This window comes from Corynebacterium sp. HMSC035E02, assembly GCF_001836065.1.
Lineage (GTDB): Bacteria > Actinomycetota > Actinomycetes > Mycobacteriales > Mycobacteriaceae > Corynebacterium > Corynebacterium hiratae.
On record NZ_KV827296.1, the window covers coordinates 1 to 23,287 of the forward strand.

The 23,287-nt window shown below is 61.4% G+C and carries 23 protein-coding genes; 11 read left to right on the forward strand and 12 right to left on the reverse strand.

Going from position 1 to position 23,287, the window contains the following annotated elements; translation table 11 throughout:
• Positions 1-209: 209 nt before the first annotated feature.
• From HMPREF2635_RS01275 to HMPREF2635_RS01295, 5 genes are all read right to left on the reverse strand, one after another.
• Positions 210-458, reverse strand: a complete 249-nt coding sequence (locus tag HMPREF2635_RS01275) for a hypothetical protein (protein ID WP_070821140.1) — start codon at positions 456-458, stop codon at positions 210-212.
• A gap of 142 nt (positions 459-600) precedes the next feature.
• Entirely contained in the window at positions 601-1,731 is a 1,131-nt protein-coding gene (locus HMPREF2635_RS01280) for an aminotransferase class I/II-fold pyridoxal phosphate-dependent enzyme (protein ID WP_049154133.1), read from the reverse strand.
• The gene (locus HMPREF2635_RS01285) at positions 1,732-2,370 is read right to left on the reverse strand and encodes a DUF3239 domain-containing protein (protein WP_049154135.1); all 639 of its coding nucleotides are present in this window, start codon (positions 2,368-2,370) and stop codon (positions 1,732-1,734) included.
• A gap of 4 nt (positions 2,371-2,374) precedes the next feature.
• On the reverse strand, positions 2,375-4,012 hold the full coding sequence (locus HMPREF2635_RS01290) for a DNA repair helicase XPB (protein WP_070821141.1): 1,638 nt from the start codon (positions 4,010-4,012) through the stop codon (positions 2,375-2,377).
• Positions 4,013-4,048: 36 nt separating this feature from the next.
• The gene (locus HMPREF2635_RS01295) at positions 4,049-6,151 is read right to left on the reverse strand and encodes a helicase-associated domain-containing protein (RefSeq protein ID WP_070821142.1); all 2,103 of its coding nucleotides are present in this window, start codon (positions 6,149-6,151) and stop codon (positions 4,049-4,051) included.
• Positions 6,152-6,244: 93 nt separating this feature from the next.
• Here HMPREF2635_RS01295 and HMPREF2635_RS01300 point away from each other — a divergent pair, with 93 nt between their 5' ends.
• The gene (locus HMPREF2635_RS01300; protein ID WP_010187772.1) at positions 6,245-6,430 is read left to right on the forward strand and encodes a hypothetical protein; all 186 of its coding nucleotides are present in this window, start codon (positions 6,245-6,247) and stop codon (positions 6,428-6,430) included.
• A gap of 128 nt (positions 6,431-6,558) precedes the next feature.
• Here HMPREF2635_RS01300 and HMPREF2635_RS01305 read toward each other — a convergent pair whose 3' ends face one another.
• Positions 6,559-7,161 carry a TetR/AcrR family transcriptional regulator gene (locus tag HMPREF2635_RS01305; protein ID WP_246824822.1) on the reverse strand — a complete coding sequence of 201 codons (603 nt, stop codon included), beginning with the start codon at positions 7,159-7,161 and terminating at the stop codon, positions 6,559-6,561.
• A 111-nt stretch (positions 7,162-7,272) separates the two neighbouring features.
• Between HMPREF2635_RS01305 and HMPREF2635_RS01310 the strand changes: the two genes are divergently transcribed.
• A complete protein-coding gene (locus tag HMPREF2635_RS01310; RefSeq protein WP_246824821.1) occupies positions 7,273-8,229 on the forward strand; it encodes an SNG1 family protein in 957 nt (318 codons plus the stop codon).
• A gap of 100 nt (positions 8,230-8,329) precedes the next feature.
• Here HMPREF2635_RS01310 and HMPREF2635_RS01315 read toward each other — a convergent pair whose 3' ends face one another.
• Complete coding sequence (locus tag HMPREF2635_RS01315) at positions 8,330-8,968, reverse strand: resuscitation-promoting factor Rpf1 domain-containing protein (RefSeq protein ID WP_070510501.1); 639 nt, start codon at positions 8,966-8,968, stop codon at positions 8,330-8,332.
• A 527-nt stretch (positions 8,969-9,495) separates the two neighbouring features.
• On the opposite strand from HMPREF2635_RS01315, the gene HMPREF2635_RS01320 reads away from it, so the two are divergent.
• Positions 9,496-9,876: a cold-shock protein gene (locus tag HMPREF2635_RS01320; RefSeq protein WP_070510499.1), complete on the forward strand. Its 381-nt coding sequence runs from the start codon at positions 9,496-9,498 to the stop codon at positions 9,874-9,876.
• 163 nt (positions 9,877-10,039) lie between these two features.
• On the opposite strand, the gene HMPREF2635_RS01325 is transcribed toward HMPREF2635_RS01320, so the two are convergent.
• Positions 10,040-10,621, reverse strand: coding sequence for a DUF2771 domain-containing protein (locus HMPREF2635_RS01325; RefSeq protein WP_070510496.1), 582 nt, complete (start codon positions 10,619-10,621; stop codon positions 10,040-10,042).
• Between the two features lie 11 nt (positions 10,622-10,632).
• On the reverse strand, positions 10,633-11,484 hold the full coding sequence (locus HMPREF2635_RS01330; RefSeq protein ID WP_083306670.1) for a glutaminyl-peptide cyclotransferase: 852 nt from the start codon (positions 11,482-11,484) through the stop codon (positions 10,633-10,635).
• Between the two features lie 65 nt (positions 11,485-11,549).
• Here HMPREF2635_RS01330 and HMPREF2635_RS01335 point away from each other — a divergent pair, with 65 nt between their 5' ends.
• From HMPREF2635_RS01335 to HMPREF2635_RS01345, 3 genes are all read left to right on the forward strand, one after another.
• Positions 11,550-12,179, forward strand: a complete 630-nt coding sequence (locus tag HMPREF2635_RS01335; RefSeq protein WP_369816135.1) for a DUF3027 domain-containing protein — start codon at positions 11,550-11,552, stop codon at positions 12,177-12,179.
• A 124-nt stretch (positions 12,180-12,303) separates the two neighbouring features.
• Positions 12,304-13,707: an NCS2 family permease gene (locus tag HMPREF2635_RS01340; RefSeq protein ID WP_070510493.1), complete on the forward strand. Its 1,404-nt coding sequence runs from the start codon at positions 12,304-12,306 to the stop codon at positions 13,705-13,707.
• A 44-nt stretch (positions 13,708-13,751) separates the two neighbouring features.
• On the forward strand, positions 13,752-14,573 hold the full coding sequence (locus HMPREF2635_RS01345) for a TrmH family RNA methyltransferase (protein ID WP_070510491.1): 822 nt from the start codon (positions 13,752-13,754) through the stop codon (positions 14,571-14,573).
• Here HMPREF2635_RS01345 and HMPREF2635_RS01350 read toward each other — a convergent pair.
• The 3 genes from HMPREF2635_RS01350 to serC form a co-directional block, all read right to left on the reverse strand.
• On the reverse strand, positions 14,525-15,355 hold the full coding sequence (locus HMPREF2635_RS01350; RefSeq protein ID WP_070510489.1) for a DUF6928 family protein: 831 nt from the start codon (positions 15,353-15,355) through the stop codon (positions 14,525-14,527). The two genes, HMPREF2635_RS01345 and HMPREF2635_RS01350, sit on opposite strands and share 49 nt — an antisense overlap.
• Before the next feature lie 6 nt (positions 15,356-15,361).
• Positions 15,362-16,546: a septation protein SepH gene (gene sepH / locus HMPREF2635_RS01355; RefSeq protein ID WP_070510487.1), complete on the reverse strand. Its 1,185-nt coding sequence runs from the start codon at positions 16,544-16,546 to the stop codon at positions 15,362-15,364.
• 155 nt (positions 16,547-16,701) lie between these two features.
• The gene (gene serC, locus HMPREF2635_RS01360) at positions 16,702-17,832 is read right to left on the reverse strand and encodes a phosphoserine transaminase (RefSeq protein ID WP_070510485.1); all 1,131 of its coding nucleotides are present in this window, start codon (positions 17,830-17,832) and stop codon (positions 16,702-16,704) included.
• A gap of 151 nt (positions 17,833-17,983) precedes the next feature.
• On the opposite strand from serC, the gene HMPREF2635_RS01365 reads away from it, so the two are divergent.
• The 5 genes from HMPREF2635_RS01365 to HMPREF2635_RS01385 all read left to right on the forward strand — a co-directional run bounded on the left by HMPREF2635_RS01365 (position 17,984) and on the right by HMPREF2635_RS01385 (position 23,260).
• The gene (locus HMPREF2635_RS01365) at positions 17,984-19,276 is read left to right on the forward strand and encodes a citrate synthase (RefSeq protein WP_083306669.1); all 1,293 of its coding nucleotides are present in this window, start codon (positions 17,984-17,986) and stop codon (positions 19,274-19,276) included.
• A 128-nt stretch (positions 19,277-19,404) separates the two neighbouring features.
• The gene (locus HMPREF2635_RS01370) at positions 19,405-19,761 is read left to right on the forward strand and encodes an FKBP-type peptidyl-prolyl cis-trans isomerase (RefSeq protein ID WP_010187736.1); all 357 of its coding nucleotides are present in this window, start codon (positions 19,405-19,407) and stop codon (positions 19,759-19,761) included.
• A gap of 174 nt (positions 19,762-19,935) precedes the next feature.
• A complete protein-coding gene (locus tag HMPREF2635_RS01375) occupies positions 19,936-20,793 on the forward strand; it encodes an aldo/keto reductase (protein WP_070510483.1) in 858 nt (285 codons plus the stop codon).
• Between the two features lie 472 nt (positions 20,794-21,265).
• Entirely contained in the window at positions 21,266-21,610 is a 345-nt protein-coding gene (locus HMPREF2635_RS01380) for a DUF485 domain-containing protein (RefSeq protein ID WP_070510480.1), read from the forward strand.
• 3 nt (positions 21,611-21,613) lie between these two features.
• A complete protein-coding gene (locus HMPREF2635_RS01385) occupies positions 21,614-23,260 on the forward strand; it encodes a solute symporter family protein (protein ID WP_070510479.1) in 1,647 nt (548 codons plus the stop codon).
• Positions 23,261-23,287 lie beyond the last annotated feature (27 nt).

The following is a 23,287-nucleotide window of genomic DNA, read 5'->3' on the forward strand; positions in this document are numbered from 1 at the left end:
CACACCGCTACCATTTCAGTCTTCTGAACAAGGACACTCATCCCCAGACTATTCGTAGGCTAAAGCATTCTTGAACCCAGCCGCATCGCCCAAGTTATGGGTTCCCCTCATAGAGAACAACAAAAAATAGCCCCCAACCACAGAAAGGCGGGCCGAAGGCTAGTTTTACAGGAAGGAGGAACAGGCGCTGTCTTTGGTGACGTTGGTTCTCAGCCGTTCTTGCAACCGCGGGTGTCGTGCAAACCGCACTGAGGGACGCCCAGGAACGAAAGAGCGAGCGATGAGAGCGTGACTGGAATAGCGATAATGTCGTAGAAGGGGGAGTCGACGACGAGATCATTGAGATCGGTAGACGATCCTTGTGGAGAGTCGTCCACTGGCCCGGCCTCAGCTTTGGCGGTGGGGGTTGCCGTGAGCAAAAGTGCGGCGGCACCGATGATAGCTAGGGGCTTCTTCATCGTGTCAGTTCCTTTCGGATAGGGAAGTATAGGGGTGTCCTAGGCTATCGTCCTTAGAATCGAAAGGCAATGGTTGTCCCGAATGGCCCCTGAACGGTCAGGTAGGGGCCTGAGCTCTTTACGTGCTGCTGCGCCTAAGCCTCTAAGAGGTAGCCGTGAGTCGGCAGACTGCTTCCCGGATGACTTCGGCGCGCTTGCAAAAGGCGAAGCGTACCTTGTACTTCCACGGCTCGGGATTGTCCGTGAAGGCCGCCAGCGGGATGGCAGCCACGCCCTTCGTTTCGGGCAGCTGCATGCAGAAGTCGATGCCGTTTAAACCGGTAGAGGAGATATCGGCAACCACATAGTAGGTGCCGCCGGTGTCATGTACATGGAATCCCAGCTGCTTGAGACCTTCCACTAGGATGCTGCGGCACTCTGCAAGTTCAGACACCAAGCCGTCCAACCACTCTTGTTCATTACGCAGGGCATGGGCCACGGCTGGCTGGAAGGGCGTGGTGGAGACGAAGGTGGTGAATTGCTTGGCTTTGATGACACCGTCGAGAAGCTTAGGCTCCGCAATGGCCCAGCCGGTCTTCCACCCGGTGCAGTTGAAGGATTTGGCGGCAGATGACACGGTGACGGTGCGCGCGGCCATCCCCGGCAGGGAGGCGATGGAGACGTGCTCGGCGGTGCCGAAGGTGAGGTTTTCATAGACCTCATCGGCGAGAACCAGCAGGTCCCTTTCCACGCAGAGCTCGGCGAGCTCGGTGAGTGCTTCGCGGGAGAAGACCGAGCCGGTCGGGTTGTGCGGGGTGTTGATGATGACCATGGCGGTCTTGTCCGTCACGGCAGCACGTACCGCAGCAACGTCGATGTCCCAGCTGTTGCCGGATTCCTTCAAGGGGACGGGGATGCGGGTGGCGTCGGCAAGCGCGATGGCGGCGATATAGGCGTCGTAATAAGGCTCGAGGACGATGACCTCCTGGCCGGGCTCCACGAGGCCCAAGACTGTTGCGGTGATGGCCTCGGTAGCACCGGCGGTGACCACGACGTGATCCTGCGGTACGGAGTAGGTCTCCGCGATGGCGCTGACAAGGTCCGGAACCCCGCGCAGGGGAGCGTACTGGTTATTGCCGCCGGCGATGTTCTCCTGGGCAATTTCCAGCATGCGCTGTGGGCCATCGCTATCGGGGAAACCCTGGCCCAGGTTCACCGCGTCATTCTCCACCGCAAGGGCGGTCATGGTGGCGAAGATGGTTTCGCCAAATTCTTGTAGCCTCTCAACAGTCATTTAGAGCACCAATAGATCGTATTTCGTAGCCTTCACATCGGTCAGACGCTTGCGTGCGCGCTCGAGGCGCTGCCACTGATCCTCCGGAATGGACTTGCGGGCAATCGTCACGGTTTCCGCATCCGGGGTGCCCCAGGCAATCGGCATGGGAGTGATCTGCTGCCAGTGGTCTTTATCGCTTGAGCTGCGCTGGCCGGAGACCGCGGCCACCGGGACCTTGGTGCCCACGGTGCGCTTAATACCCGGGATGTTGCTGACGGTGCGCAGGCACGCGCCCCACCGCGGCGGTGCCTTCGGGTCAACGTTGGTATTTACCAAAGCCATGAGGACCATGTCGCGCTCGTTGACCTCCGCGACGACCGCGGGGGCTAGCGGATAGGAGTCGTAGAGCTTCTGGGCCGAGCCAACCTTGCTCGAAGCCAAGACACCGATGACGGCGCAAAAGATGCCGAAGAGCGCCATACCGACCGCCAGCGTGATGCGCCAGACGGCGTCGATTCCAAAATAGACGGCAATCGCGCCGATAATAAGCACGAGGCCCATGACGAGGCCGGAGTTGCGCAGGCGTGAGGAATCACGCAGGAGCTCGTTGTTCTTCTTGGCAAAGTCTTCGTTGACTTCAAACTTGAAAATCTTCATCAGCTCACAAGTCTACTTCGTCCACCAGCCGGTAGGCATAACCTTGCTCGGCCAAAAAGCGCTGGCGGTGCATGGCGTATTCCGCGTCGATCGATTCGCGCGCCACCAGAGTGTAGAAGGTCGCCTCCTGCCCGTCCTTCTTCGGGCGCAGCAGGCGGCCCAAACGCTGGGCCTCCTCCTGGCGGGAGCCGAAGGTGCCGGAAACCTGGATGGCCAGGGCGGCTTCGGGAAGGTCGATGGAGAAGTTCGCCACCTTGGACACCACGAGCGTGTCCAGGTCACCTTCGCGGAATTGCTGGAAGAGCTTTTCGCGTTTGGCGGTGGAGGTCTTGCCGTCGATAACCGGTGCGTTGAGGTGCTCACCGAGCTCCTCCAGCTGGTCCACGTAGGCGCCGATGATCAGTGCCTGCTGGCCTGCATGTTTCTTCAGCAGCTTGTCGACGGCCCGCAGCTTCGCGCCTGCCGATGCCGCAATCCGGTAGCGCTCCCGAGCTTGTGCGGTGGCATAGAGCAGGCGCTCCTCCTGCGTCATGTCCACGCGCACCTCGACGCAGTCCGCGGTGGCGATATAGCCGGCGGATTCCAGTTCTTTCCACGGTGCGTCATAACGCTTGGGGCCGATGAGCGAAAAGACATCGCCCTCGCGGCCGTCCTCGCGGATCAGCGTGGCGGTCAGTCCCAAGCGGCGGCGCGATTGCAGGTCGGAGGTCATGCGGAAGACCGGGGCGGGCAAGAGGTGGACTTCGTCGTAGATGATAAGGCCCCAGTCGTGGGAATCGAAGAGCTCGAGCGCGCGGTATTCGCCCTTGGTCTTGCGCGTGACCACTTGGTAGGTGGCGATGGTGATGGGCTTGATCTCTTTCTTCTCACCCGAGTACTCACCAATTTCCTCCGGCATCAGGCTGGTGCGGCGCAATAGTTCATCGCGCCATTGGCGCCCGGCCACGGTGTTGGTCACCAGGATGAGCGTGGTGGCCTGTGCTTTGGCCATGGCGGCAGCACCCACGATGGTTTTGCCCGCGCCACAGGGCAGGACCACGATGCCGGAGCCACCGGACCAGAAGGATTCGGCGGCATACTGCTGATAATCCCGAAGCTCCCAGTCCACCTCCTCCGTGCTCAGCGCGATGGGGTGGGATTCGCCGTCGACGTAGCCGGCGCGGTCATCGACGGGCCAGCTGGCTTTGAGCAGCTCTTGTTTGAGCCGCCCGCGCGCGGAGGGTGGCACGGCGATGGTGTTGTCGTCAATGCGCGGGCCCAGAAGCTCGCTGACTTTCTTGGTGCGCGTGAGCTCCTCTAGGATGACGGGCTCGTCCGATTCGAGGATGAGACCGTGGGCTGGGTGGGCCAGCAGGCGCACGCGGCCGTAGCGCGACATGGTCTCGGCGACGTCGATCAGCAGCGCCTGCGGCACCGGGAAGCGGGAGTAGTTCTCCAGAACGTCGACGACTTGCTCGGCATCGTGCCCGGCGGCGCGGGCATTCCACAGGGCTAGTGGGGTGATGCGGTAGGTGTGAATGTGCTCGGGCGCGCGCTCCAGCTCGGCAAAAGGCGCGAGGGCTGCGCGTGCCTCGTTGGCTTGCGGGTGATCCACCTCGAGGAGGACGGTCTTGTCCGATTGGACGATGAGTGGTCCGGGCATGATGAGGCCTTTCTACTCTGGGCGTCAGGGAAAGATTTAATCCCTGTCGGCAAAGCGGACGGAGGAAATGCGGTGAACTGGGAAGCGCACGGGTTTGCCCGCTGAGCCTAGGGCATCAATGTAGCCGCCCTCAACGGAGAGTGGTGTCACGGTCACGGTGCGGATATCGCCGCTCTTATCGGCATAGGAAATCACGATATCGGCGTGGAAGCGCGCGGCGGCACGGGCGAGGGTGAGGGGATCTGGTTCCTCTTCCTTCTGCGCGCTGGGATTCTGTGCTGATTGCCGCAAGGCCTGCACAGCGTCATCCACCGAGGCGGGCTTGCGCTTGCGGGGCTTAGTGCGTGGCGTGGGCAAAAGGTAAGGCTCGGGGGCGACGGCCAGGGAGGCGCCGGATTCATCCTCCGCAGTGGGGGAGAGGCCCTTGGCGCGTAGTTTCTCCAGCAGCTCGCCCACGCGCAGCTGGGATACCGCCACGGTGGGCGCGAGCAGGCGCAGGCCGGGGACTGAGGCGACGGCGAGTTCCAACAGCGCGGGGTCCTCGCTGCGGAGGTAGGAGAGCGCAGGACCACTGCGGAGGGTGCCATGGCGCTTGGCGACGTCCCCGATGGCAAACCCCAACGCCTGCGGCACGCCCGTCGGGGAATGCTTTTCCAAGAAGTCGGTCATTTCCTGGGTGGTGAGGCCCTGGTCCATGCCGCGGCGGATGGTGGACTCACTGATGCGGTACACGCTGGCTAGGCCCGGGGATTCGAGGTCTGCTAAGGATGCGAGGGTGCGGTGTGTGTCTGGCTCAAGGGGGCCGGGCACGAGGACGGTGAGGTCCTGCTGGATGATGAACTCGCTGACCGTCTCAGGAACGAGGCTGGTGGCCGCAGCGGAATCTCCCAGCACGCGGGTGGCCTTGCCCAGTGCCACCGCGCCGATCCATTCGGCTTCGGCGCGCAGCTTCTCGATGGTCAGCGTGCGCGTGTGGCTGGCAAAAAGTGGGGAGCGAAAGCGCAGGTCTTCCCAGAACTCCTCGTCGTCCAGCGCGACTGCGGAGTGTGCATAGACGCCGAGGACGAAGGCACGAAAGTGCGGCAGGCGGCGCACAATACTGTCTTCTGCGAGCACCCGGGTCTCAGCCCAACTGGCCCAAGGGGAGGTGCGCCAGGCGTCGAGAAGAATGCGCCACTTCTCCCCGAGATCGGCCTCGAGCCAGTCTTGGGACCCGGTGGTCGGGGCGAGGAAGTGTCCTTCCAGGCCATCCGGCTCGCCGCGGTGGAGAAGCCTGGCGTGGTGGCCCAAACAGATGAGTCGCGCGACCTCCTCCTTCTCCAGAGCGAGATCCTTGGCCAGCTGGTTGAGGGGGCGAACGCCGACCGAAGAATCCTTGAGCAGCGCTACCGGATGGCTTCCAAGCAACTCGATGAGCCGCTCCATGCCCCGCACGGCTTCCAGGCCAGCTGCGGCACCGGCGTCATCCGCCTTGGTATCCGGCTCCGGGGTGCCGGCACGCCCCGAGGGAGTGGTGGGAATGGGCGGGGTGGCGTCCCCAACCAGTGCACGGGCAAGTGCGCGCGGCAGGCGTACCGAGTGGGCATTGATGCGCTCCAGGAAACCTTTGGCCAGCAGGCGCTTGGCGGGATCCTCGGAGTTGATGTCCGGCTCGGTGTCGGTGGTATAGCCCATGCCGTCGCTTTTGCTTAAAGCATCAAGGACTCGGCGCTCCTCGGGGGCAAGCGCGGCTAGATCCTTCTCATCGAACTCTACTTGGTTGCGCAACGACCAGCCGGTGGGAAGTGAGCCCATCACGGCGGTGACGATGCGCACCTGTGGGGCGTCACCAAAGACGAGACCGCGCTCCTTGAGCTGCTTCGTGATTGCAGGGTTGGTGTCTTCCACCATGGCTATTTCGCCGCCGCGTTGTGCGATGTCCTCCAAAGTAGCTAGTTGCTCGGCATTGCTTGCCGCTAAGGCATCCGCGACGTGCATCGGAAGTGTCAGGCGCGAGGCCAACGCATCAAAGTCCTTCGGTGCGGGTGAGAGAACATCACTGCGGTTGCTGAGCAGGGCGCGCAGGTCCTTGTCAGGCAACTGGCTGAGCCACTCGCGGTAGCTCTCGGTAACGCGGGCGCGGTGTGAAGGGGAGGTCATAATGGCCCTCAAGCTTAGTAGGCGGGGGAGGCATGGGGCCCTCGTTGGGTGAATAAGTTACTTTTTGCCGCGGGGTTTGGAATAATAAGGAGCATGTCGAACGAGAACAAAGGCTTCGTATCCCCGGCTTGGCCGAAGAACAGCCCCCGCGAGCACGCTATTACTGAACTTACTGCACCTTTTGCTGGTGCTTCCAGCCCGTACGGTGACGACCTGATTCTGCCGATGCCGGCAGAAAAGCTCAACTACGTTCACCCGTACACCCGCATCAACCGCTAAGTAGGCGCGCAGAAATCTGCGCTTCACTTAGCGGATACGTTGAGCCTTCCGGCTTGCTTTCAGCCCCTCCGAGAATGTTCTCCTCGGTGGGGCTATACGTGTTTGTGCTGAATGCTTTTGTTCCGGCGTTAGTCGGCACGGGCTTGGGCTTTAAAGCCGTCGAGCAGGGTATCGATGAGTCGGGTTTGAATTTCTGAAAGACGCTCGATGTTCGCCAGTGCTCCGGGCGCCGGGCGGGTGATGAGACCGATGCCGATGTGAAGTTCGAGTGGGGTGAGGGACTCGGGGTAGAGGCCTGCTTGCCGCGCGAGTTCGATCATCGGTTGGTAGATCGATTTCAGTTCTGCTGTGCGATGGGCAGCGATCTTCTGCGCGTCATCGTCTGAGAACGCAGCAGTGTTCATTTCGGCTGCCGCAGCTTGAACAACGGCGGCGAAGTTAAGGCCGGCGATGCGATGAATGATATCGCGCCAGGTGCCTTCGGGATCCTCGTCGAAACCTTGTAGGTGGCTGTCCACCTCTTCTTTGATGTGTGCTACCTCCGCGCCGGTGACGGCATCGAGGAGGGAGAGCCGTTCGGGGAAGTGGCGTGAGACCGTGGCGACGCCCACGCCGGCTTTCTTGGCGATGGAGCGCATGGACACGCCCGGTCCCTCGCTGATGAGCAGCTGCCTGGCTGCTGCGACGATGGCTTGCTTGTTTTCTGCTGCGTCTTGTCTCACAGCTTGCATCATACCAAACGGAGCACTATGCTCCACTTTGTAAGTGAAACACCCTGTTCCGTTTGGAGGTTGGAAGTGTCAGCGGTGAAAAGTCAGGAAGGAAAGCAGCCATCGGTTGCTGTGAAATCGATAGTTGCCATTGTGGGGATCCCCGTCGTCATCGGCCTTATGCTGTGGGCGTTTTTGGCGCCCACCTTTGCATCGGGTCCGGCTGGCGTTCCGGTTGCCATTTCGGCGCCGGAGCCCATGCTCGAAGGTATCTCGCAGAAGATTGAGAGTGCGGCGGGGGATGAGGCTCCGGAGATCGTCGTGAAGCACAGCGAGGCCGAGGTGCGCGACGCGGTGCTGCAGCGTGAAGCTGTTGGTGGACTGGTCATCTCCCCGCAGGGCGCGAGTGCGTTCACCGCTGCGGGAAATGGTGCTCCCTACGTGACGATGATTGATGGCCTCGCTGGCCAGCTTGAAGCACAAGGAATGTCCGTGGAGAAGCAGGAGCTGGCGCCGACGACTGCGGAGGACCCGCAGGCGAGCGGTATCGCACTGTTGGGCCTGCCGCTGGCCTTTGGCGGGATTATTTCCGCTGTCATTGCCACCTTTGCATTTCGTGGCAAGAAATGGGTCAAGCTGGGGGTGCTCGTTGGTATTGCGCTTTTCGGCGGGCTCGTTGTTACGTGGATGCTGCACTCCGTCTATGGAACCCTCGGTGGCAGCTTCGCTGCCGAGTGGATGGCTATCGCTGCGGGCATCCTTGCGACGTCTGCGGTGACTGCAGGCCTTGCGGGGGTGATGGGTGCCGCGGGTATTGGAATCGGTGCCGTGCTGACTATCTTCTTAGCGAACCCGCTGTCGGGTCTGGCAACCGGCCCGTGGCTGCTGCCTACCGGGTGGTCGACGCTGGGGCAGTGGATGCCCATCGGCGCGACGGGTCACCTAGTCCGCTCGCTGTCCTTCTTTGATGGGCAAGGCTTCGGCCATGCGTGGTGGTCGCTAGGGCTGTGGATTGTTGTTGGCCTAGTGTTGCTGGCCTGTGATCGGTCGCGCGCTAAGGAAGACGCTGCCGTTGAGGAAAAGGCTTAGTCAAAACTAAAAGAGGCTGGATGGAGAAAACCATCCAGCCTCTTTTGTGTAGTTAAAGCTTTGCCTTTATGTGCTCAGCTTGCACGGCGCGGCGCGCTGCTTAGCGTGCAGCCAGAACCTGTGCCAGCGGGTCGATGACGTGGCGGTTAGCGGAGTAGAAGGCGTTGAAGTCGTGGCGGTTGGCCTTGTACTGCTCGGTGAAGGAAGCCGGGATGGTCAGGCCGTACTGGGTAGCGGTGTCCTCGATGAGGGTGTAGAGGGCATCGGAAGCCAGCTCGTCGGTGGGTTCCTCGGCAGCCTCTTGGACAGCCTGCGGTGCTTCGGCCGGAGCCTGCGGTGCAGCCGGTGCCGGAGCGGCGTTGACGTTGCGCGGGGTCGGGGCGGAGTTCAGGCCCAGGCTAGCGGAGCAAGCCGGCCATGCGCCCCAGCCTTGCTGTGCCAGGGTGCGCTCAGCAACAGCGATCTGCTGCTCACGGGTAGCCAGGTTGGCGGTTGGAGCGAATTCGCCGCCGCCGTATGCCTGCCAGGTCTGAGCGTTGAACTGCAGACCGCCGTGGTAGCCGTTGCCGGTGTTGATGGCCCAGTTGCCGCCGGACTCGCACTGTGCGAGGCGGTCCCAATCGGAATCCGGTGCAGCGGCAGCGTTCGGTGCCATGATGGCTGCGGCGGCGCCCACGGCAACAGTGGAGGCGGCAAACTTGGTGGCGATGGACTTGTTCTTAGCGGAGTGGCGTCCCATTAAAGTATTCCTTCTCTAGGTTGTTCTTGCTTTCTCGCGCCCAGATGATGCCCAGTCCGGCATATGGTTTTGCAATTGATGTTCATGTTCATGCACATCATGTATGGCCGCCGTGTGGAAGCCCGGACTGTGTTTGGGGCGAGACTTCCACGGCCGGCGGCCGAAGTGCCTGAGGGAGAGAGTAGCGGTTTATAACGAAACAGTCACGTTAAATGGCCCAAAACGGTAACGAAAGTGCCGATTCCTCTGCGTTTCCCCTGTTCGCGCCGTATATGTTAGCTACATCACATATGTAACGGGTGTGGTTGCTGGGGTGATATCTATCGTGGGTTTCTTTGTCGGGAGTCGGAGGGTTAAAATGTATCTCTTTAAAAGTTCCACGGATAGTTCCTCCGCGCGGCCGCATGAATTCGGATCACGCTTCGCCGCGCTTCCTCGTCCCAAGACTGGCGGAGCCTAAAAGCCTGGTGCCTGGCAGCGCCTAAGCTTTGAAAGAGGAGAGACGGAAAGAAAGTGAGTGAAGAGCCATGCCTATCGGCAAAGTGAAGTGGTATGACGCGGACAAGGGCTTCGGCTTTGTCAGCAACCCCGGCGATGAAGACGTCTATGTTGGTCGCAATGTGCTGCCCAAGGGCGTTGATGAGCTGTACCAAGGCCAGCGCATCGACTTCGATTTCGCGGCTGGCCGCCGTGGCCCGCAGGCGCTGCGCGTGAAGGTGCTGGATGCTCCGCGCCGCCGCACCCCGGCCCGCAAGCCGGAAGAGCTGGCGAGCATGCTCTCCGACGTCATGACACTACTTGAGACCCAGGTGCAGCCGGTGCTGAGCCAAGGACGCTATCCGGAGCGCAAGACTGGCCGCCAAGTTGCCGAGATTCTGCGCGCTATTGCCAAGGACTTGGATAGCTAAGCGCCTAGAGGCTTAGGTCTAAACCTACAAAAGGGTCTAAACCTGCAAAAGTGCCCTAGTTGCCAAAAGTTGGGCTGATTTTTCAATGATCAGTCCGAAGTTTGGCAACTAGGGCACTTTGTCGTTTGTGTAGGCGCGTGGGGCAGCGCGCGCCGCAGCGCTGCTACTTCTCAGCTGGAGCTTCGCCCGTGGCCTTGGACTCCTTGAGCTCCTCATCCGTCATGGTGGACAGTGACCATACCGTGTGCATTGGGGTCTCTTCGCCGTTGGCATCTTGGCCAATCATGAGGGTAGAGATTTCCACCACCATCAACTTCGGGCGTTCACCGGTGGAGGCTTCAATCGGCGGCACAGAGCCGGGGATCTCCAGCGAGGTGGTCTCGTTGGCGCCGTGAGAGGTGCTGTCATTAGCAGCCGGGTCATCGTAAATCGAAAGCACCGACCACTCATGGTTGGAGATGGCTTCGGGGATCTCCAATTTCAAGGTGTCATCGGGACCCACCGTCAGGTTAGGTACGTCGCCTTCTTCGCAGTCGGTGCCGGGCTCGCAGACGATATAGGGCGCGACCTCCAGTGTCTCATCACCTACCGTGGCAGTGATGGTGACGTCTTTCGGGTCGGGACCCGGGCGGTCATTCCACCACTTTTGGAACATCACCACCGCCACGACAATGACTGCCACGGCGATAATGAGCGCCAGAAATTGCAGCAGTGACTTCTTCCTTGCTTGCTTCACGGTAGCCATGGCTGAAAATCCTACTCGAAGCGCACCCGGTACAGCTCATTCCATAGCTTGCCGGTGATCCAGAACTCGTCTGTGCTCGGGATATGGGCAATGCCGTTGAGGACCGCGTTGGGATCTGCAGAGGGAACGTGGTTGAGGTTCGCGGTATCAATGACCGCAGTGACCACGCCAGATTCCGGGTCGATGCGCAGGATATCCTCGCTCATCCACACATTGGCATAGACCGCACCATCGACGCACTCAAGCTCGTTGAGGTTGTCCACGGGGGAGCCGTCGAGGGTGACCTCGGTGCGTGGGCCGAGCTCCTCGAAGGTTACTGGGTCGAGATGGCGCAGTGTGGCGGAACCATCGGACATGATGAGCTCGGAACCCGCGTTGCACAGGCCCCAGCCCTCGCCGTCATGGGTTGCGCGGTCGAGCTCGTCGAAGGTTTCGGGATCTCGGAGGAAAGCCGTACCGGATTTCCACGTCAGCTGCCAGATGCCGGCGTCGGTCTGAGTGATACCCTCGCCGAAGAATGAGCTCTCGAGCGCGATTTCTTCCGACGGGGTTTGCGCCCCCGGCTCAAGGCGCAGCAATCGAGACTTCCCTTTCAGTCCAGTGCCGATCAGCAGGTTGCCGGCGGGGTCGACCTCCAAGCCTTGGGTGAAGGTATCGGGAGGCAGCGGCGCGGTGTCGAGGACGGTGACGCCGAGGCGCTCTGGGGAGCTTGCGCTTGGCGACGCCCCACCCGTCCCCGTAGACGAGGAAGCGTCCTCGCGCGCGGGGTGAGAAGAGCATGACGCTAAGGGCGCGAGCAGTGTGGCAGCGGAGAGGGCAGCAGCAAGCGCGCGGAGGGCGCGGGCGGTGTGGGGGAGAGGCATGACTGTCATTGTGCACTATGGCGCGGTACGTGATTAATAATGGGAGAGTGACTCGCAAGAAAAAGATGCATTCCCCGCTTCTCGATTCGACGGCTGTCAACCTGGCGCGCCGGGCCGTGGAAGAGGTAGGTGAGGGGGACGTCGGCAAGCACCGCGGCGTTGCCGGAGTAGGCCGCAACGTGGCCACCCACCGTTTTGATGCGCACGTGCCGGGCTATCCGGGGTGGGAGTGGCATGCCGTCGTTGCCTGTGCGGAAGGCTCGCGCACGCCGACCGTCAACGAGGTCGCGCTCGTTCCCGGCGGTCAGGCCCTTCAAGCGCCGGAATGGGTTCCTTATTCCGAGCGCCTGCGCCCAGGAGACCTGGGCCCGGGCGACCTTATGCCGCCCGCACCCGATGACGAAAGGCTTGATGATGGGAAACTTTCCGAAGCGGGCATCAAGGAGGCCAAGGATCGCTGGCGCAAGAAGTATGGGCCTAATTCGGACATGGCGGCCCAAGCCCAGCTGCAGTGCAAAACCTGTGCTTTCTATCTCGAGTTGATGCCCAACTTTGGCGTCTGTGCCAATGAATACTCGGCGGATGGAAAAGTGGTGCACGCCACCTATGGCTGTGGTGCGCATTCCGGCACGACCATCCGTGAGGAGGGATCGGAGCAGGAGCGCCCCTTCGATGATGAAAAGCCTATCTATTAGAAGGTGCTCTTCTCCCCGCACGCAGCAGCGATGCCGCGTGCGGGGTTTGCGTTTTAGTGCCTGGATGGAGCACCCTTAGCAGGTAAAACTTCATTTCTCTAGATAGAAGGGGCGCTCTCTCACGATGAACGCAGCTATCGATCGCTATTTCAAGATTTCCGAACGCGGATCCACCGTAGGAACTGAGGTCCGCGCCGGCGTGGTCTCGTTCTTCGCGATGGCCTACATCATCCTCCTCAACCCTCTCATCCTGGGCACGTCCGCTGACGCTGCCGGCACCACCCTGGGCATCCCGCAGGTCGCCGCCGCCACCGCCTTGGTAGCAGGTGTCATGACCATCGCCTTCGGCATGATTGCTCGCTACCCGTTCGCCATGGCTGCGGGCTTGGGCATGAATACCTTCGTGGCCGTGACTATGGTTTCCCTCAACGGCCTGGAATGGCGCGAGGCCATGGGCCTCGTCGTCATTGAAGGCATCATCATCGTCCTGCTGGCCATCTCTGGCTTCCGCCAGGCGGTCTTTGACGCCATCCCGGCCTCCATGAAAGCCGCGATGGGCGTCGGTATCGGCATGTTCATCGCGCTCATCGGTTTCGTGGACGGCCACTTCGTCACCCGCGTGCCGGATGCCGCGATGACCACCGTCCCGGTGAGCCTGGGCGTTAACGGCTCGATCGCTACGTGGCCGGCCTTCGTCTTCGTCGTGGGCCTGATTCTCTCCGCCTTCTTCGTCATCCGTCGAGTACGCGGCGGCCTGTTCATCGGCATCGTCATCACCACCATCATCGCCATGATCATTCAGGCCTTTACCGGTTCCGAGGACTGGGGCATGGCCACCCCGGAGGTGCCCAGCTCCCTGGGCGGGCTGCCGGACCTGTCGATTGTGGGCCAGGTCGATCCGATTAGTGCCTTCACCAAGCTGGGCGTGGTCTCCACCGTGCTGCTCATCTTCACGCTGCTGCTCACCAACTTCTTCGATGCCATGGGCACCATGAACGGCCTGGGCAAGCAGGCCAACCTCGTGGATGAGAAGGGCAACCTTCCGGAGATGAAGACCGCCCTGGTGGTTGAGGGCTTTGGTGCCGTCGCCGGTGGTGCTGGTTCGGTCTCCTCCAACACCGTGTTCGCGGATTCGGCAGCTGGTATCGGTGACGGTGCCCGCACCGGCCTGGCCAACGTTGTCACCGGCATCATCTTCCTGCTGGCCATGTTCCTCACCCCGCTCTACGAGATCGTGCCCATTGAGGCAGCAGCACCCGTGCTCGTCATCGTCGGTGTGATGATGGCTGCACAGCTCAAGGACATCGAGTGGAACCGCATGGAAGAGGCCATCCCGGCCTTCCTCACCATCGTGGTTATGCCCTTTACCTACTCCATCGCCAACGGTATTGGCGTGGGCTTCATCGCTTATGCACTGATGGCCACCTTTGCCGGCAAGGCCAAGAAGGTGCACTGGATCATGTGGCTCGTGGCCGCTCTCTTCGTGGTCTACTTTGCCATGGAGCCCATCAGCTCGCTGCTGGGATAGCCCGCCTGGGTTGAGCTCTCAACCCTGCGCCTAAACTAGGGGCCATGCGTTTTGTCATCGATGACCCTACAGACCCTCGCCTGGACGATATCCGCGATCTCAAGCACGCGGATAAATCCGGCGAGGGTTTCGTCTTTGGTGAGGGCCCACTGTGCGTGGAGCGCCTGCTTGCCTCACGGTTCCCAGTACGCTGCATCATTGGCTTTGAAGGAAAGCTCGACACGTTCTTAGCGAACCACGATGTTGGCGATATCCCCGTCTATCAGGTCACTCGTGCCACCTTGGGGGAGGTCACCGGTTTCGACATGCACCGCGGGCTGGTTGCCGCGGCCGACCGCGCGGAAGCCTGGACCGTGGACGAGGTCATCGAGGGTGCTAGCACCCTGGCCATCATGGAAGGGGTGGGGGACCACGAGAACATCGGCTCGCTCTTCCGCAATGCCGCAGGCATGGATGTCGACGGCATCCTCTTAGGATCGGGGGCTGCGGATCCTCTCTACCGGCGCTCGGTGCGCGTGTCCATGGGTCACGTTCTGCGCTTGCCCTGGGCGCGTTTCGACGGCGGCTTTACCACCTGGCAGCGGGGTCTAGAGAAACTGCGCGAACAAGGTTTCAGGCTGGTGTCGCTGACCCCGCACCCAGACGCCGTGCATATTGCCGACGCCCTAGAAGGCGCAGACAAGGTAGCGCTGCTGGTCGGTGCGGAGGGGCCAGGATTGACCGAGCACGCCATGCGTGCGACCGATGTGCGCGCCCGCATTCCCATGGCCGAGGGCACGGATTCCCTTAATGTGGCGACGTCGGCAGCCATCGCCTTCTACGAGCGCCAGCGCTCCCAAAGGTTCCGCGAGGTCGATACCGCGTAGCGTCGCACCAGGCCGCCGAGGTGCTTGGCGGTGCGGATAATCTCCTCACCGGTAGATTCCGGCTCGAGGTCGTACTCTTCGTAGTCGTCATAGTCATTGAGCCCCAGCTTCGACACTGAGGTGGTGGCTACCTCGGCCACGCTGCGGCGCGGCGGGGGAGTATCGACCTTGGGCTCGGGGCGCCCGTCGGTGGCGTAGCCAACGACGTCCACGTCGGGGCCGTCCGCGCCGACCTCGATGCCCAACCAGAATTCCTGGGCCGCCTCGGTGATATTGAGTGGCTCAAAGGGAAGGGAAATCCCACCCACCGGCTCATCCATCTCCCCGGCCCAGAAAGGGGCCTCGAAGGTTTCGGGCAGACCATGGTCCTCGTAGAGGTTAAAACGCGTCCCGCACAACGAGCGGCGCAGGCGGCTGCCCGTCCAGTGGGCGAACCCGGCATAGCGAGTCTCCGGATTGGAGGCGAAGGCGTAGATTTCCGTGGCGGGCACGGCCTCGCGCAAGGTCCGGGACAGCTGGGAGAGAGTCAGCTGATCGTCGTGGATGATGGTTTGCACCACGGTCACACCGGGATAGCCGCCCACATAGAACTCGCTCGCGCCGGGCTCGGCGGAACGGTTGAGGGGGAATTGCCCAATGGGAGTCACCGGCAGTGCGGGATTGAGTTGAGCGATGAACTTGCGGCCGAAGCCGCGGTCGGCCTTAGGCTCACCGCGGAGGACCTCGGCGGGGTCGGCGGCGGTGACGTACCAGAGAGTGAGAACGGCGCTTTGAGTATCCACGGCAGGCTACTCGCGGGGGCGCTTAGTGGAGGAACGAACGCCGAGCAACACATCCTCCCAGTGCGGGGTGACGGCCTTGCGGCGGCGCTTGGTGGGCTTAGGTTCCGGATCCGGGTTCTGGAGGAAGTCCTCGTCCACCCCGGTGTCCTTCTCATCCGTCTGCTGTGTGGCCTCCTCGTTAGACGAGGCCGTGTCGGCATCGGCTGCGCTCTCGGCGGGGTGCTCCCCACCGTGCGGGGAGGGAAGAACGGAAGGCTCGGCGTACGCGCCGGCGTCTGCCTCGTTATTGGCGTCATCGCCGCCGGTGTAGGAGGACAGCTCCGTCACGCCAGGGGTACCGGCGCGTGCGGCTTCGTTGACCTCGCGGCCCTCGGCGTATTCCCGCCCGTCGATGGCTTCGTCGTAGCGCTCGCCGCGGCCCACGGAGGTCAGCGAACGCACCGGTTGCACGAAGTCCGGGTCGGTGAGGTCTGCGGCCACAGAGTTGCGTGCCTCCACCGTGGCCGGGGAGGACATGGTCTGCTTAAAGGTCCACTCCGCTTCGTTGGCGGACAGCCCAGTCTTCCACGTGATGCGCAGGATCCACGGTTCGCCTTGGTGGCGGTAGGCGTCCCACGTCGCCTCCGACAGGGAGTGCCCGCGCGCGGCAAAAGCGGTGGCCAGGATCTCCCACAGCGTGAGCTTGGCTGGGCCATCTTCGCGGATGGGGTGGGCCTGCTTGGCGACGTCCGCGATGCGCGCCCGCTCCAGCAGCACCGGGTGCGCGAAAGGTTCGATGCGGGATTCTGGAACCTCGAGCTCCTCGGCGATCTCCGCAGCGGAAGCACCGGCGCGGATGCGGGCTTGAATCTCGTTGGGGCGCAGGCGGATTTCTTGTGCCTGCGGTGCGGGCTGGCTCTGTGGGGAAGAAGGCGAGCCACCAGAGGCAGGCATGACGGTGCGCAGCCCGGTGGAGTGGTCTTGCTGCGCGGAGGCGGGGGAGGAGTCGCTTGCCTCCTCGTCGGTGCTTTCTGCGTCCTGCTCCGCCCCCTCGTTCTCGGAAGCGGGCTCGGTGGAATCAGCAGAATCGGCGGGAGCGAGAAGCTCGCGAAGCTCGTCGGTGACCTCGAGGAAGAACTCCTCACCATCCTCGGCCCGGAGGACGAGCGAGGTGTCAGTTGAGTCGCTGGGTGCGAGGAAAATCTCGCGCATGGTGGGCGCTCCTTAGCCTGGTAGCGGACATGTGATGAAGTCCACTTTACCCAGAACATGCCCCGAACTCTGGCAAGAGCGCGGGGCATGTTGTACGCGGCAACAAATAATTGCAACAAATGTTGTTGTGCGGCCTAATGGGTTTCGAGCGAATCCTAACGGTTGTCTAGGACGTAATCGATAGCCTTGGTGAGCTTGGTGACGTCCGCCGAATCGATCGCCGGGAACAGGCCCACGCGCAGCTGGTTGCGGCCGAGCTTGCGGTAGGGCTCGACGTCGAGAATGCCGTTGGCGCGCAGCGTGGCGGCGATAGCGGCGGCATCGACGCTGTCCTCGAAGTCGATGGTGCCCACCACGAGGGATCGTGCGGCAGGTTCGGCCACGAAGGGGGTGGCCTCCGGGCGGGATTCTGCCCAGTTGTACAGGATGGAGGAGTTCTCCGTGGTGCGCTTGACCATGCCGTCGAGACCGCCGTTGGCGTTCATCCACTTCACCTGGTCCTCCAGCATGAGGAGCGTGGCGACGGCCGGAGTGTTGTAGGTCTGGTTCTTGCGGGAGTTGTCTACCGCAGTCTGCAGGTTGAGGAAAGCCGGGATGAAGCGATCGGAGGAGTTGATCTTCTCGATGCGTTCCAGGGCTGCCGGGGACATAGCAGCCAGCCACAGGCCGCCGTCGGAGGCAAAGCACTTCTGGGGTGAGAAGTAGTAGACGTCAGCATCGGACATGTTGACTGGCAGGCCGCCGGCGCCCGAGGTGGCGTCGATGACAACAAGCTGCTCTGCGTTATCGGGGTTGGGGCGGGCTACCGGAACCATAGCGCCGGTGGAGGTTTCGTTGTGGGCCCAGGCGATGATGTCGGCGCCCTCGGCGTCGGCAGCCTTCGGGTCTGGGGCGGTGCCAACCTCGGCTTCGGTGACGAGCGGGGCGTCGAGCCAGGGGGCTCCGGCAGCGGCTTTAGCAAATTTAGAGGAGAATTCGCCGAAGCTTAGGTGCGCTGATTTCTTCTCAATCAGGCCGAAGGTTGCGGCGTCCCAGAAGGCGGTAGCGCCGCCCAGGGAGAGGACAATTTCATAGCCCTCTGGCAGCGCGAACAACTCGGAGAGCCCCTCACGGATGGAGCCGACGAGATTCTTGACGGCTGGCTTGCGGTGCGAAGTTCCAATGATGGTGTCAGCACCGGCGGTGATTGCCTCAATTTGGGCGGGACGGACCTTGGACGGCCCGCAGCCGAAGCGGCCGTCGGTAGGGAGGAGATCTGCTGGCAGGACGAGTTCTGAGTTGCTCATGTGGGCAGTGTAGCCTAGTTTCGTTCGCGCACTAGATACTTTGCCAGGATTGCCAATGTTGGCAGAGTCACAAGTTTTGCTAAAGTGTGAAGAGGTTTAGTCTTGTTGCGCCGGCCTTGGCCGGCGTTGAACATTGAGGAAAGGAAAACACGTGGCATCTGAAAACAACAAGGTTGTACTGCAGTACCCCGGTGGCGAGTACGAGATGGACATTAAGCAGTCCACGGAGGGTGACTCCGGCTTCGATATCGGCAAGCTCCGTAACGAGACCGGCCTCGTTACCTTCGACCCGGGTTATGCGGCTACTGGTTCCACCGAGTCCAAGATCACCTTTATTAACGGTGAGGAAGGCATCCTCCGTCACCGTGGCTACGACATCGCGGATCTCGCTGAGAACGCCACCTTTAACGAGGTGTCCTACCTGTTGATTAAGGGACACCTGCCGACCGAGGACGAGCTGTCGAAGTTCAACACTGATATCCGTCACCACACCCTGCTGGATGAGGATTTTAAGGCCGCCTTCAATATCTTCCCGCGCGACGCGCACCCGATGGCCGTTCTTGCCTCTTCCGTTAACATTCTCTCCGCTTACTACCAGGATCAGCTCAACCCGCTGGATGAGAAGCAGCTGGATAAGGCAACCGTCCGCCTGCTGGCCAAGGTGCCGATGCTGGCCGCTTACGCTTACCGTGCATCCCAGGGCAAGCCCTACATGTACCCGGATAACAAGCTGAACGCTCGCGAGAACTTCCTGCGCATGATGTTCGGTTACCCGACTGAGGAGTATGAGGTCGACCCGATCGTGGCCAAGGCTCTGGATAAGCTCCTTATCCTGCACGCTGACCACGAGCAGAACTGCTCCACCTCCACCGTTCGCATGATTGGCTCCGCGCAGGCCAACCTGTTCGTCGCCATCGCCGGTGGTATCAACGCCCTGTCCGGCCCGCTGCACGGCGGCGCGAACCAGGCCGTTCTGGAGATGCTTGAGGATATCCAGAACAACCACGACGGCGACGCCACCGACTTCATGAACCGCGTGAAGAACAAGGAAAAGGGCGTTCGCCTCATGGGCTTCGGCCACCGCGTGTACAAGAACTACGACCCGCGCGCGGCAATCGTCAAGGACACCGCACACGAGATCATCGATCACCTGGGCGGCGACCCGATGCTGGACCTGGCCATGAAGCTCGAGGAGATTGCGCTGAACGACGACTACTTCGTCTCCCGCAAGCTCTACCCGAACGTGGACTTCTACACCGGCCTCATTTACCGCGCCATGGGCTTCCCGACGGACTTCTTCACCGTCCTCTTCGCCATCGGCCGCCTGCCGGGCTGGATTGCTCAGTACCGTGAGCAGCTTGAGCTCAACACCAAGATCAACCGCCCGCGCCAGATCTACACCGGCGAGACCCTGCGCAAGGTCACCCCGCGCAGCGAGCGCTAAACAATAGCCCATACGCTGCATTTCTAGGGCCGAGCCCCACATCTCCCCTTATACTGGGGAGTGTTGTGGCTCGGCCCACGTGTATGCGGCCAGCAAAGAAGAAAACAGTCCAAGGAGGATAATCCCCAATGGAAAAGCCCGTAATTGAGCCGGCAACGGAGCCTGCTCCCCAGGACCTTGTCATCGAAGACATCGTGGTGGGTGACGGCGCCGAAGCCCAGCCGGGCGGCTTCGTTGAGGTCCACTACGTAGGTGTCGACTATGAGACGAACCAGGAGTTCGACTCTTCGTGGGGTCGTGGTCAGTCGATCGAGTTCCCGCTGACCGGCCTCATCGCCGGCTGGCAAGAGGGCATCCCGGGCATGAAGGTGGGCGGTCGCCGCAAGCTGGTCATCCCGCCGGAGAAGGCCTATGGCCCCGCCGGTGGTGCACACCCGCTGTCCGGCCGCACGTTGACCTTCGTTATCGACCTCATTCGTGCCTAAATCCAAAGCCTAAAGGAATGAAGGGATTGCCTCTGTCCTTCGGGCTGTCGACGCCCTGACCGTCCTGAGCGCCGCGCCTTGTGCGCAGTCGGTCAGGGCTTTGGCGCGTTAAGGGCTGTCCGTGCGAGTAGCGATGCCAGAATCTTGCCCCACAGCGCGCGGGAGTGCGGCACAATGGAAGTCATGAGTGTCCCACAAACCACGTTCAATGATGACCGCGAGATGCCCCTGCTGGGGCTTGGAACCTACAAGCTGCGCGGGGAGGATCTCGTCCGCTCCGTGCGTGAAGCAATCGAGCTGGGCTACCGCCACTTCGACACCGCTACCCTCTACGAGAACGAAGAAGAGCTGGGCCAGGCGTTGCATGACGCCATGAAGGCTGGCGACGTCACCCGCGATGAGCTCTTTATTACCAGCAAGGTTTGGCACGATCACCACGGTAAAGACAAGGTAGGCCAGGCCTTCCGTACATCCCTGGACAAGCTGCAGCTGGATTACCTCGACCTCTACCTCATCCATTGGCCCTGGCCGCAGGGCGGGCTGTACGTGGAGACCTTCGAGGAGATTGCCCGCATGCAGGGCATGGGGCAGATCGCGTCGATTGGCGTGGCTAATTTCTACGAGGAGACCCTGCAGACTCTGATCGATGAGACGGGTATCGTTCCGGTCCTCAACCAGGTGGAGTTGCACCCGGGCTTTACTCAGCCGGAGCTGCGTCAGTTCCACGACAACCACGGAATCGTGACGGAGGCGTGGTCCCCGCTGGCGCGCGGTGTGATCCTCAATAATCCCGAGGTCATCGCCGTCGCTGAGAAGCACGACATCACCCCGGGCCAGGCTGTGCTGGCGTACCTGTTGAGCAAGGGCATTTCCGTCATCCCGAAGTCCAGCCGCCGAGAGCGCCTAGCGGAGAACTTCGCGGCCGCGGAGGTGGAGCTTGTACCAGAGGATGTTGCCGCACTCGATGCGCTCGACGGTCAGGAAGGTTTTGGCCGCATGTTTAAGGATCCGCGTGAGTTCCCTGGCGCTTAAATAGCCGGGCACAGTCCCAGCGCGAGCGATAGAACCCGCCTTCCACGCTTTGCTTCTCCTTCACCATATTTTTCTTATTCCTTATAAATAGGGATAAATAGGGGAGGGGCGGAGCGGGGAAGGCGGGTTTTGTTGTGCCTTCTGGCAGTGGGCATGCAAGGGGGTGAGGGTGCTCTGAGGGGTGCCGCAGGGGGCGAAGATCTGCACAATGGCTGCGAAGTTTCGCTTTGCTAAATTAGATTCACTGTTTGGAGTTTCCTGTGGGGGTGTTGGCAACGCGATAGAAATCCCATGTCATCGCGGTGGTAGGGGGTAATAAAAGTGTGCGTTATTAACTTTTCTTGGCAGGATTTACAACCTTGCAAGAGAGGTTAGGTAACTTACTGGGCAAGGCAAAACGTGACTGAAGACACTGTAGTTAGTCTCTCACCGCGGTTTGTGGAGAAAAGATTCCCCTTGTAAGGAGAGCGACATGACTGACGCACCTGCTTCGATTGACTCGCGCCGCGAACCGACGCCGCAAGAGTTCGTCGAGATGCGCGATAGCTCGCAGTTTGCGAAGCTGCGCGGCACATACCGCAAGTTCACCTTCCCCATGACTGTGGCGTTCTTTGTGTGGTACGTCCTCTACGTGCTGGCCGCAGTTTTTGCGCCCGACTTCATGGCCATCGAGCTTGGCGGCGGTTGGAACGTCGGCCTTATCTTCGGCTTGGCTCAGTTCCTGACCACCTTTATCATCACGTATATCTACGTCAATTACGCCAATAAGAACATCGAGCCGCAGGCGGCGGCTATTCGCCAGGAACTGGAGGGCTAAACAATGCAGACCATTACTTTGGCCGCAGCGGAATCCTCCGCCGGCAATCCGATTCTCAATATTTCAGTCTTCGCGGCGTTCCTTGTTGTCACCATGTACGTGGTGCTTCGTGCTGGTAAATCCACGAAGGAAGCCTCTGACTTTTATACCGGTGGCGGAAGCTTCTCCGGCCGCCAGAATGGCTTGGCTATCTCCGGTGACTACCTGTCCGCCGCGTCCTTCTTGGGCATCGTCGGTGCTGTCGCCCTCAACGGCTACGATGGCTTCCTTTACTCGGTCGGCTTCTTCGTTGCTTGGCTCGTTGCGCTGATGCTCGTCGCCGAGCCGATGCGTAACGTGGGCCGCTTCACCATGGCGGACGTGCTGTCCTTCCGTCTCAAGCAGCGTCCAGTGCGCGTGGCGGCGGCGATTTCCACTCTGTTCGTCTCGCTGTTCTACCTCATCGCCCAGATGGCCGGTGCCGGTTCCCTGGTGGCCGTGCTGCTGGATATTCACGAGTTCAAGTGGCAGGCCGTCGTCGTGGGCATCGTGGGCATCCTCATGATCGTCTACGTCCTCGTTGGTGGCATGAAGGGTACGACCTACGTGCAGATGATCAAGGCCGTGCTTTTGGTCACCGGCGTGGTTATCATGTGCATCCTGACCTTCGTCATGCTGAAGGGTGGCTTCAGCACGCTCTTCACCCAGGCAATTGATATGCACGCCAACTCCGCTGCTATCCAGGAGAAGGGTTACGAGGCCTCCCAGATCATGGAGCCGGGCCTGAAGTACGGCAAGAACCTCACCACCAAGCTTGACTTCATCTCCCTGGGTATTGCCCTCGTGCTGGGTGTCGGTGGTCTGCCGCACGTTCTCATGCGCTTCTACACGGTGCCGACCGCGACCGAGGCTCGCCGCTCCGTTACCTGGGCCATCGTCATCATTGGTGCTTTCTACCTCATGACCCTGGTGCTGGGCTACGGCGCTGCCGCCCTCGTTGGTCCGGACCGCATCCTCGCCGCACCGGGCGGTGCGAACTCCGCGGCCCCGCTGCTGGCGCTGGAGATCGGTGGCTCCATCTTCATGGCGGTCATCTCCGCGGTGGCCTTCGCTACCGTTCTGGCTGTTGTTGCTGGCCTGGCCATCACTGCGTCGGCCTCCATCGCGCACGATATCTACCACTCCGTCATCCGCAACGGTGAATCCACTGAGGCTGAGCAGGTCCGCGTCTCCCAGATCACCGTGGTCGTCCTGGGCATTGTCTCCATCATCCTGGGCATTCTGGCCATGACCCAGAACGTTGCCTTCCTGGTGTCCCTGGCCTTTGCCGTGGCTGCTTCCGCCAACCTGCCGACCATCCTGTACTCCCTGTACTGGCGTCGATTCAACACCGCAGGTGCCGTGGCGTCGATGTACACCGGTGTTATCTCCTGCCTGGTGCTCATCTTCCTGTCTCCGGCGGTCTCCGGTACCCCGACCTCGATGTTTCCGAACGCCGACTGGTCCATCTTCCCGCTGTCCTCTCCGGGCCTCGTGACCATCCCGCTGGCCTTCTTCGCCGGTTGGATCGTGTCCATCATGACCCCGCCGGACAACCTGGAAGAGCTGTCCGCCGAGATGGAGGTTCGCTCCCTGACCGGTGTGGGCGTGGAGGCTCCGGTGGACCACTAAGCGCCACCTCAAGCACTACATTCCAAA

Bases quoted from the DNA above. Each gene is read 5' to 3' on its own strand.
- HMPREF2635_RS01330 (WP_083306670.1), bottom strand. From the start codon at position 11,484: ATGCCTCTCCCCCACACCGCCCGCGCCCTCCGCGCGCTTGCTGCTGCC.
- HMPREF2635_RS01340 (WP_070510493.1), top strand. From the start codon at position 12,304: ATGAACGCAGCTATCGATCGCTATTTCAAGATTTCCGAACGCGGATCC.
- HMPREF2635_RS01290 (WP_070821141.1), bottom strand. From the start codon at position 4,012: ATGCCCGGACCACTCATCGTCCAATCGGACAAGACCGTCCTCCTCGAG.
- HMPREF2635_RS01345 (WP_070510491.1), top strand. From the start codon at position 13,752: ATGCGTTTTGTCATCGATGACCCTACAGACCCTCGCCTGGACGATATC.
- HMPREF2635_RS01300 (WP_010187772.1), top strand. From the start codon at position 6,245: ATGTCGAACGAGAACAAAGGCTTCGTATCCCCGGCTTGGCCGAAGAAC.
- serC (WP_070510485.1), bottom strand. From the start codon at position 17,832: ATGAGCAACTCAGAACTCGTCCTGCCAGCAGATCTCCTCCCTACCGAC.
- HMPREF2635_RS01385 (WP_070510479.1), top strand. From the start codon at position 21,614: ATGCAGACCATTACTTTGGCCGCAGCGGAATCCTCCGCCGGCAATCCG.
- HMPREF2635_RS01315 (WP_070510501.1), bottom strand. From the start codon at position 8,968: ATGGGACGCCACTCCGCTAAGAACAAGTCCATCGCCACCAAGTTTGCC.
- HMPREF2635_RS01280 (WP_049154133.1), bottom strand. From the start codon at position 1,731: ATGACTGTTGAGAGGCTACAAGAATTTGGCGAAACCATCTTCGCCACC.
- HMPREF2635_RS01285 (WP_049154135.1), bottom strand. From the start codon at position 2,370: ATGAAGATTTTCAAGTTTGAAGTCAACGAAGACTTTGCCAAGAAGAAC.
- HMPREF2635_RS01275 (WP_070821140.1), bottom strand. From the start codon at position 458: ATGAAGAAGCCCCTAGCTATCATCGGTGCCGCCGCACTTTTGCTCACG.
- HMPREF2635_RS01325 (WP_070510496.1), bottom strand. From the start codon at position 10,621: ATGGCTACCGTGAAGCAAGCAAGGAAGAAGTCACTGCTGCAATTTCTG.
- HMPREF2635_RS01375 (WP_070510483.1), top strand. From the start codon at position 19,936: ATGGAAGTCATGAGTGTCCCACAAACCACGTTCAATGATGACCGCGAG.
- HMPREF2635_RS01295 (WP_070821142.1), bottom strand. From the start codon at position 6,151: ATGACCTCCCCTTCACACCGCGCCCGCGTTACCGAGAGCTACCGCGAG.
- HMPREF2635_RS01380 (WP_070510480.1), top strand. From the start codon at position 21,266: ATGACTGACGCACCTGCTTCGATTGACTCGCGCCGCGAACCGACGCCG.
- sepH (WP_070510487.1), bottom strand. From the start codon at position 16,546: ATGCGCGAGATTTTCCTCGCACCCAGCGACTCAACTGACACCTCGCTC.
- HMPREF2635_RS01305 (WP_246824822.1), bottom strand. From the start codon at position 7,161: ATGCAAGCTGTGAGACAAGACGCAGCAGAAAACAAGCAAGCCATCGTC.
- HMPREF2635_RS01335 (WP_369816135.1), top strand. From the start codon at position 11,550: ATGCATTCCCCGCTTCTCGATTCGACGGCTGTCAACCTGGCGCGCCGG.
- HMPREF2635_RS01320 (WP_070510499.1), top strand. From the start codon at position 9,496: ATGCCTATCGGCAAAGTGAAGTGGTATGACGCGGACAAGGGCTTCGGC.
- HMPREF2635_RS01370 (WP_010187736.1), top strand. From the start codon at position 19,405: ATGGAAAAGCCCGTAATTGAGCCGGCAACGGAGCCTGCTCCCCAGGAC.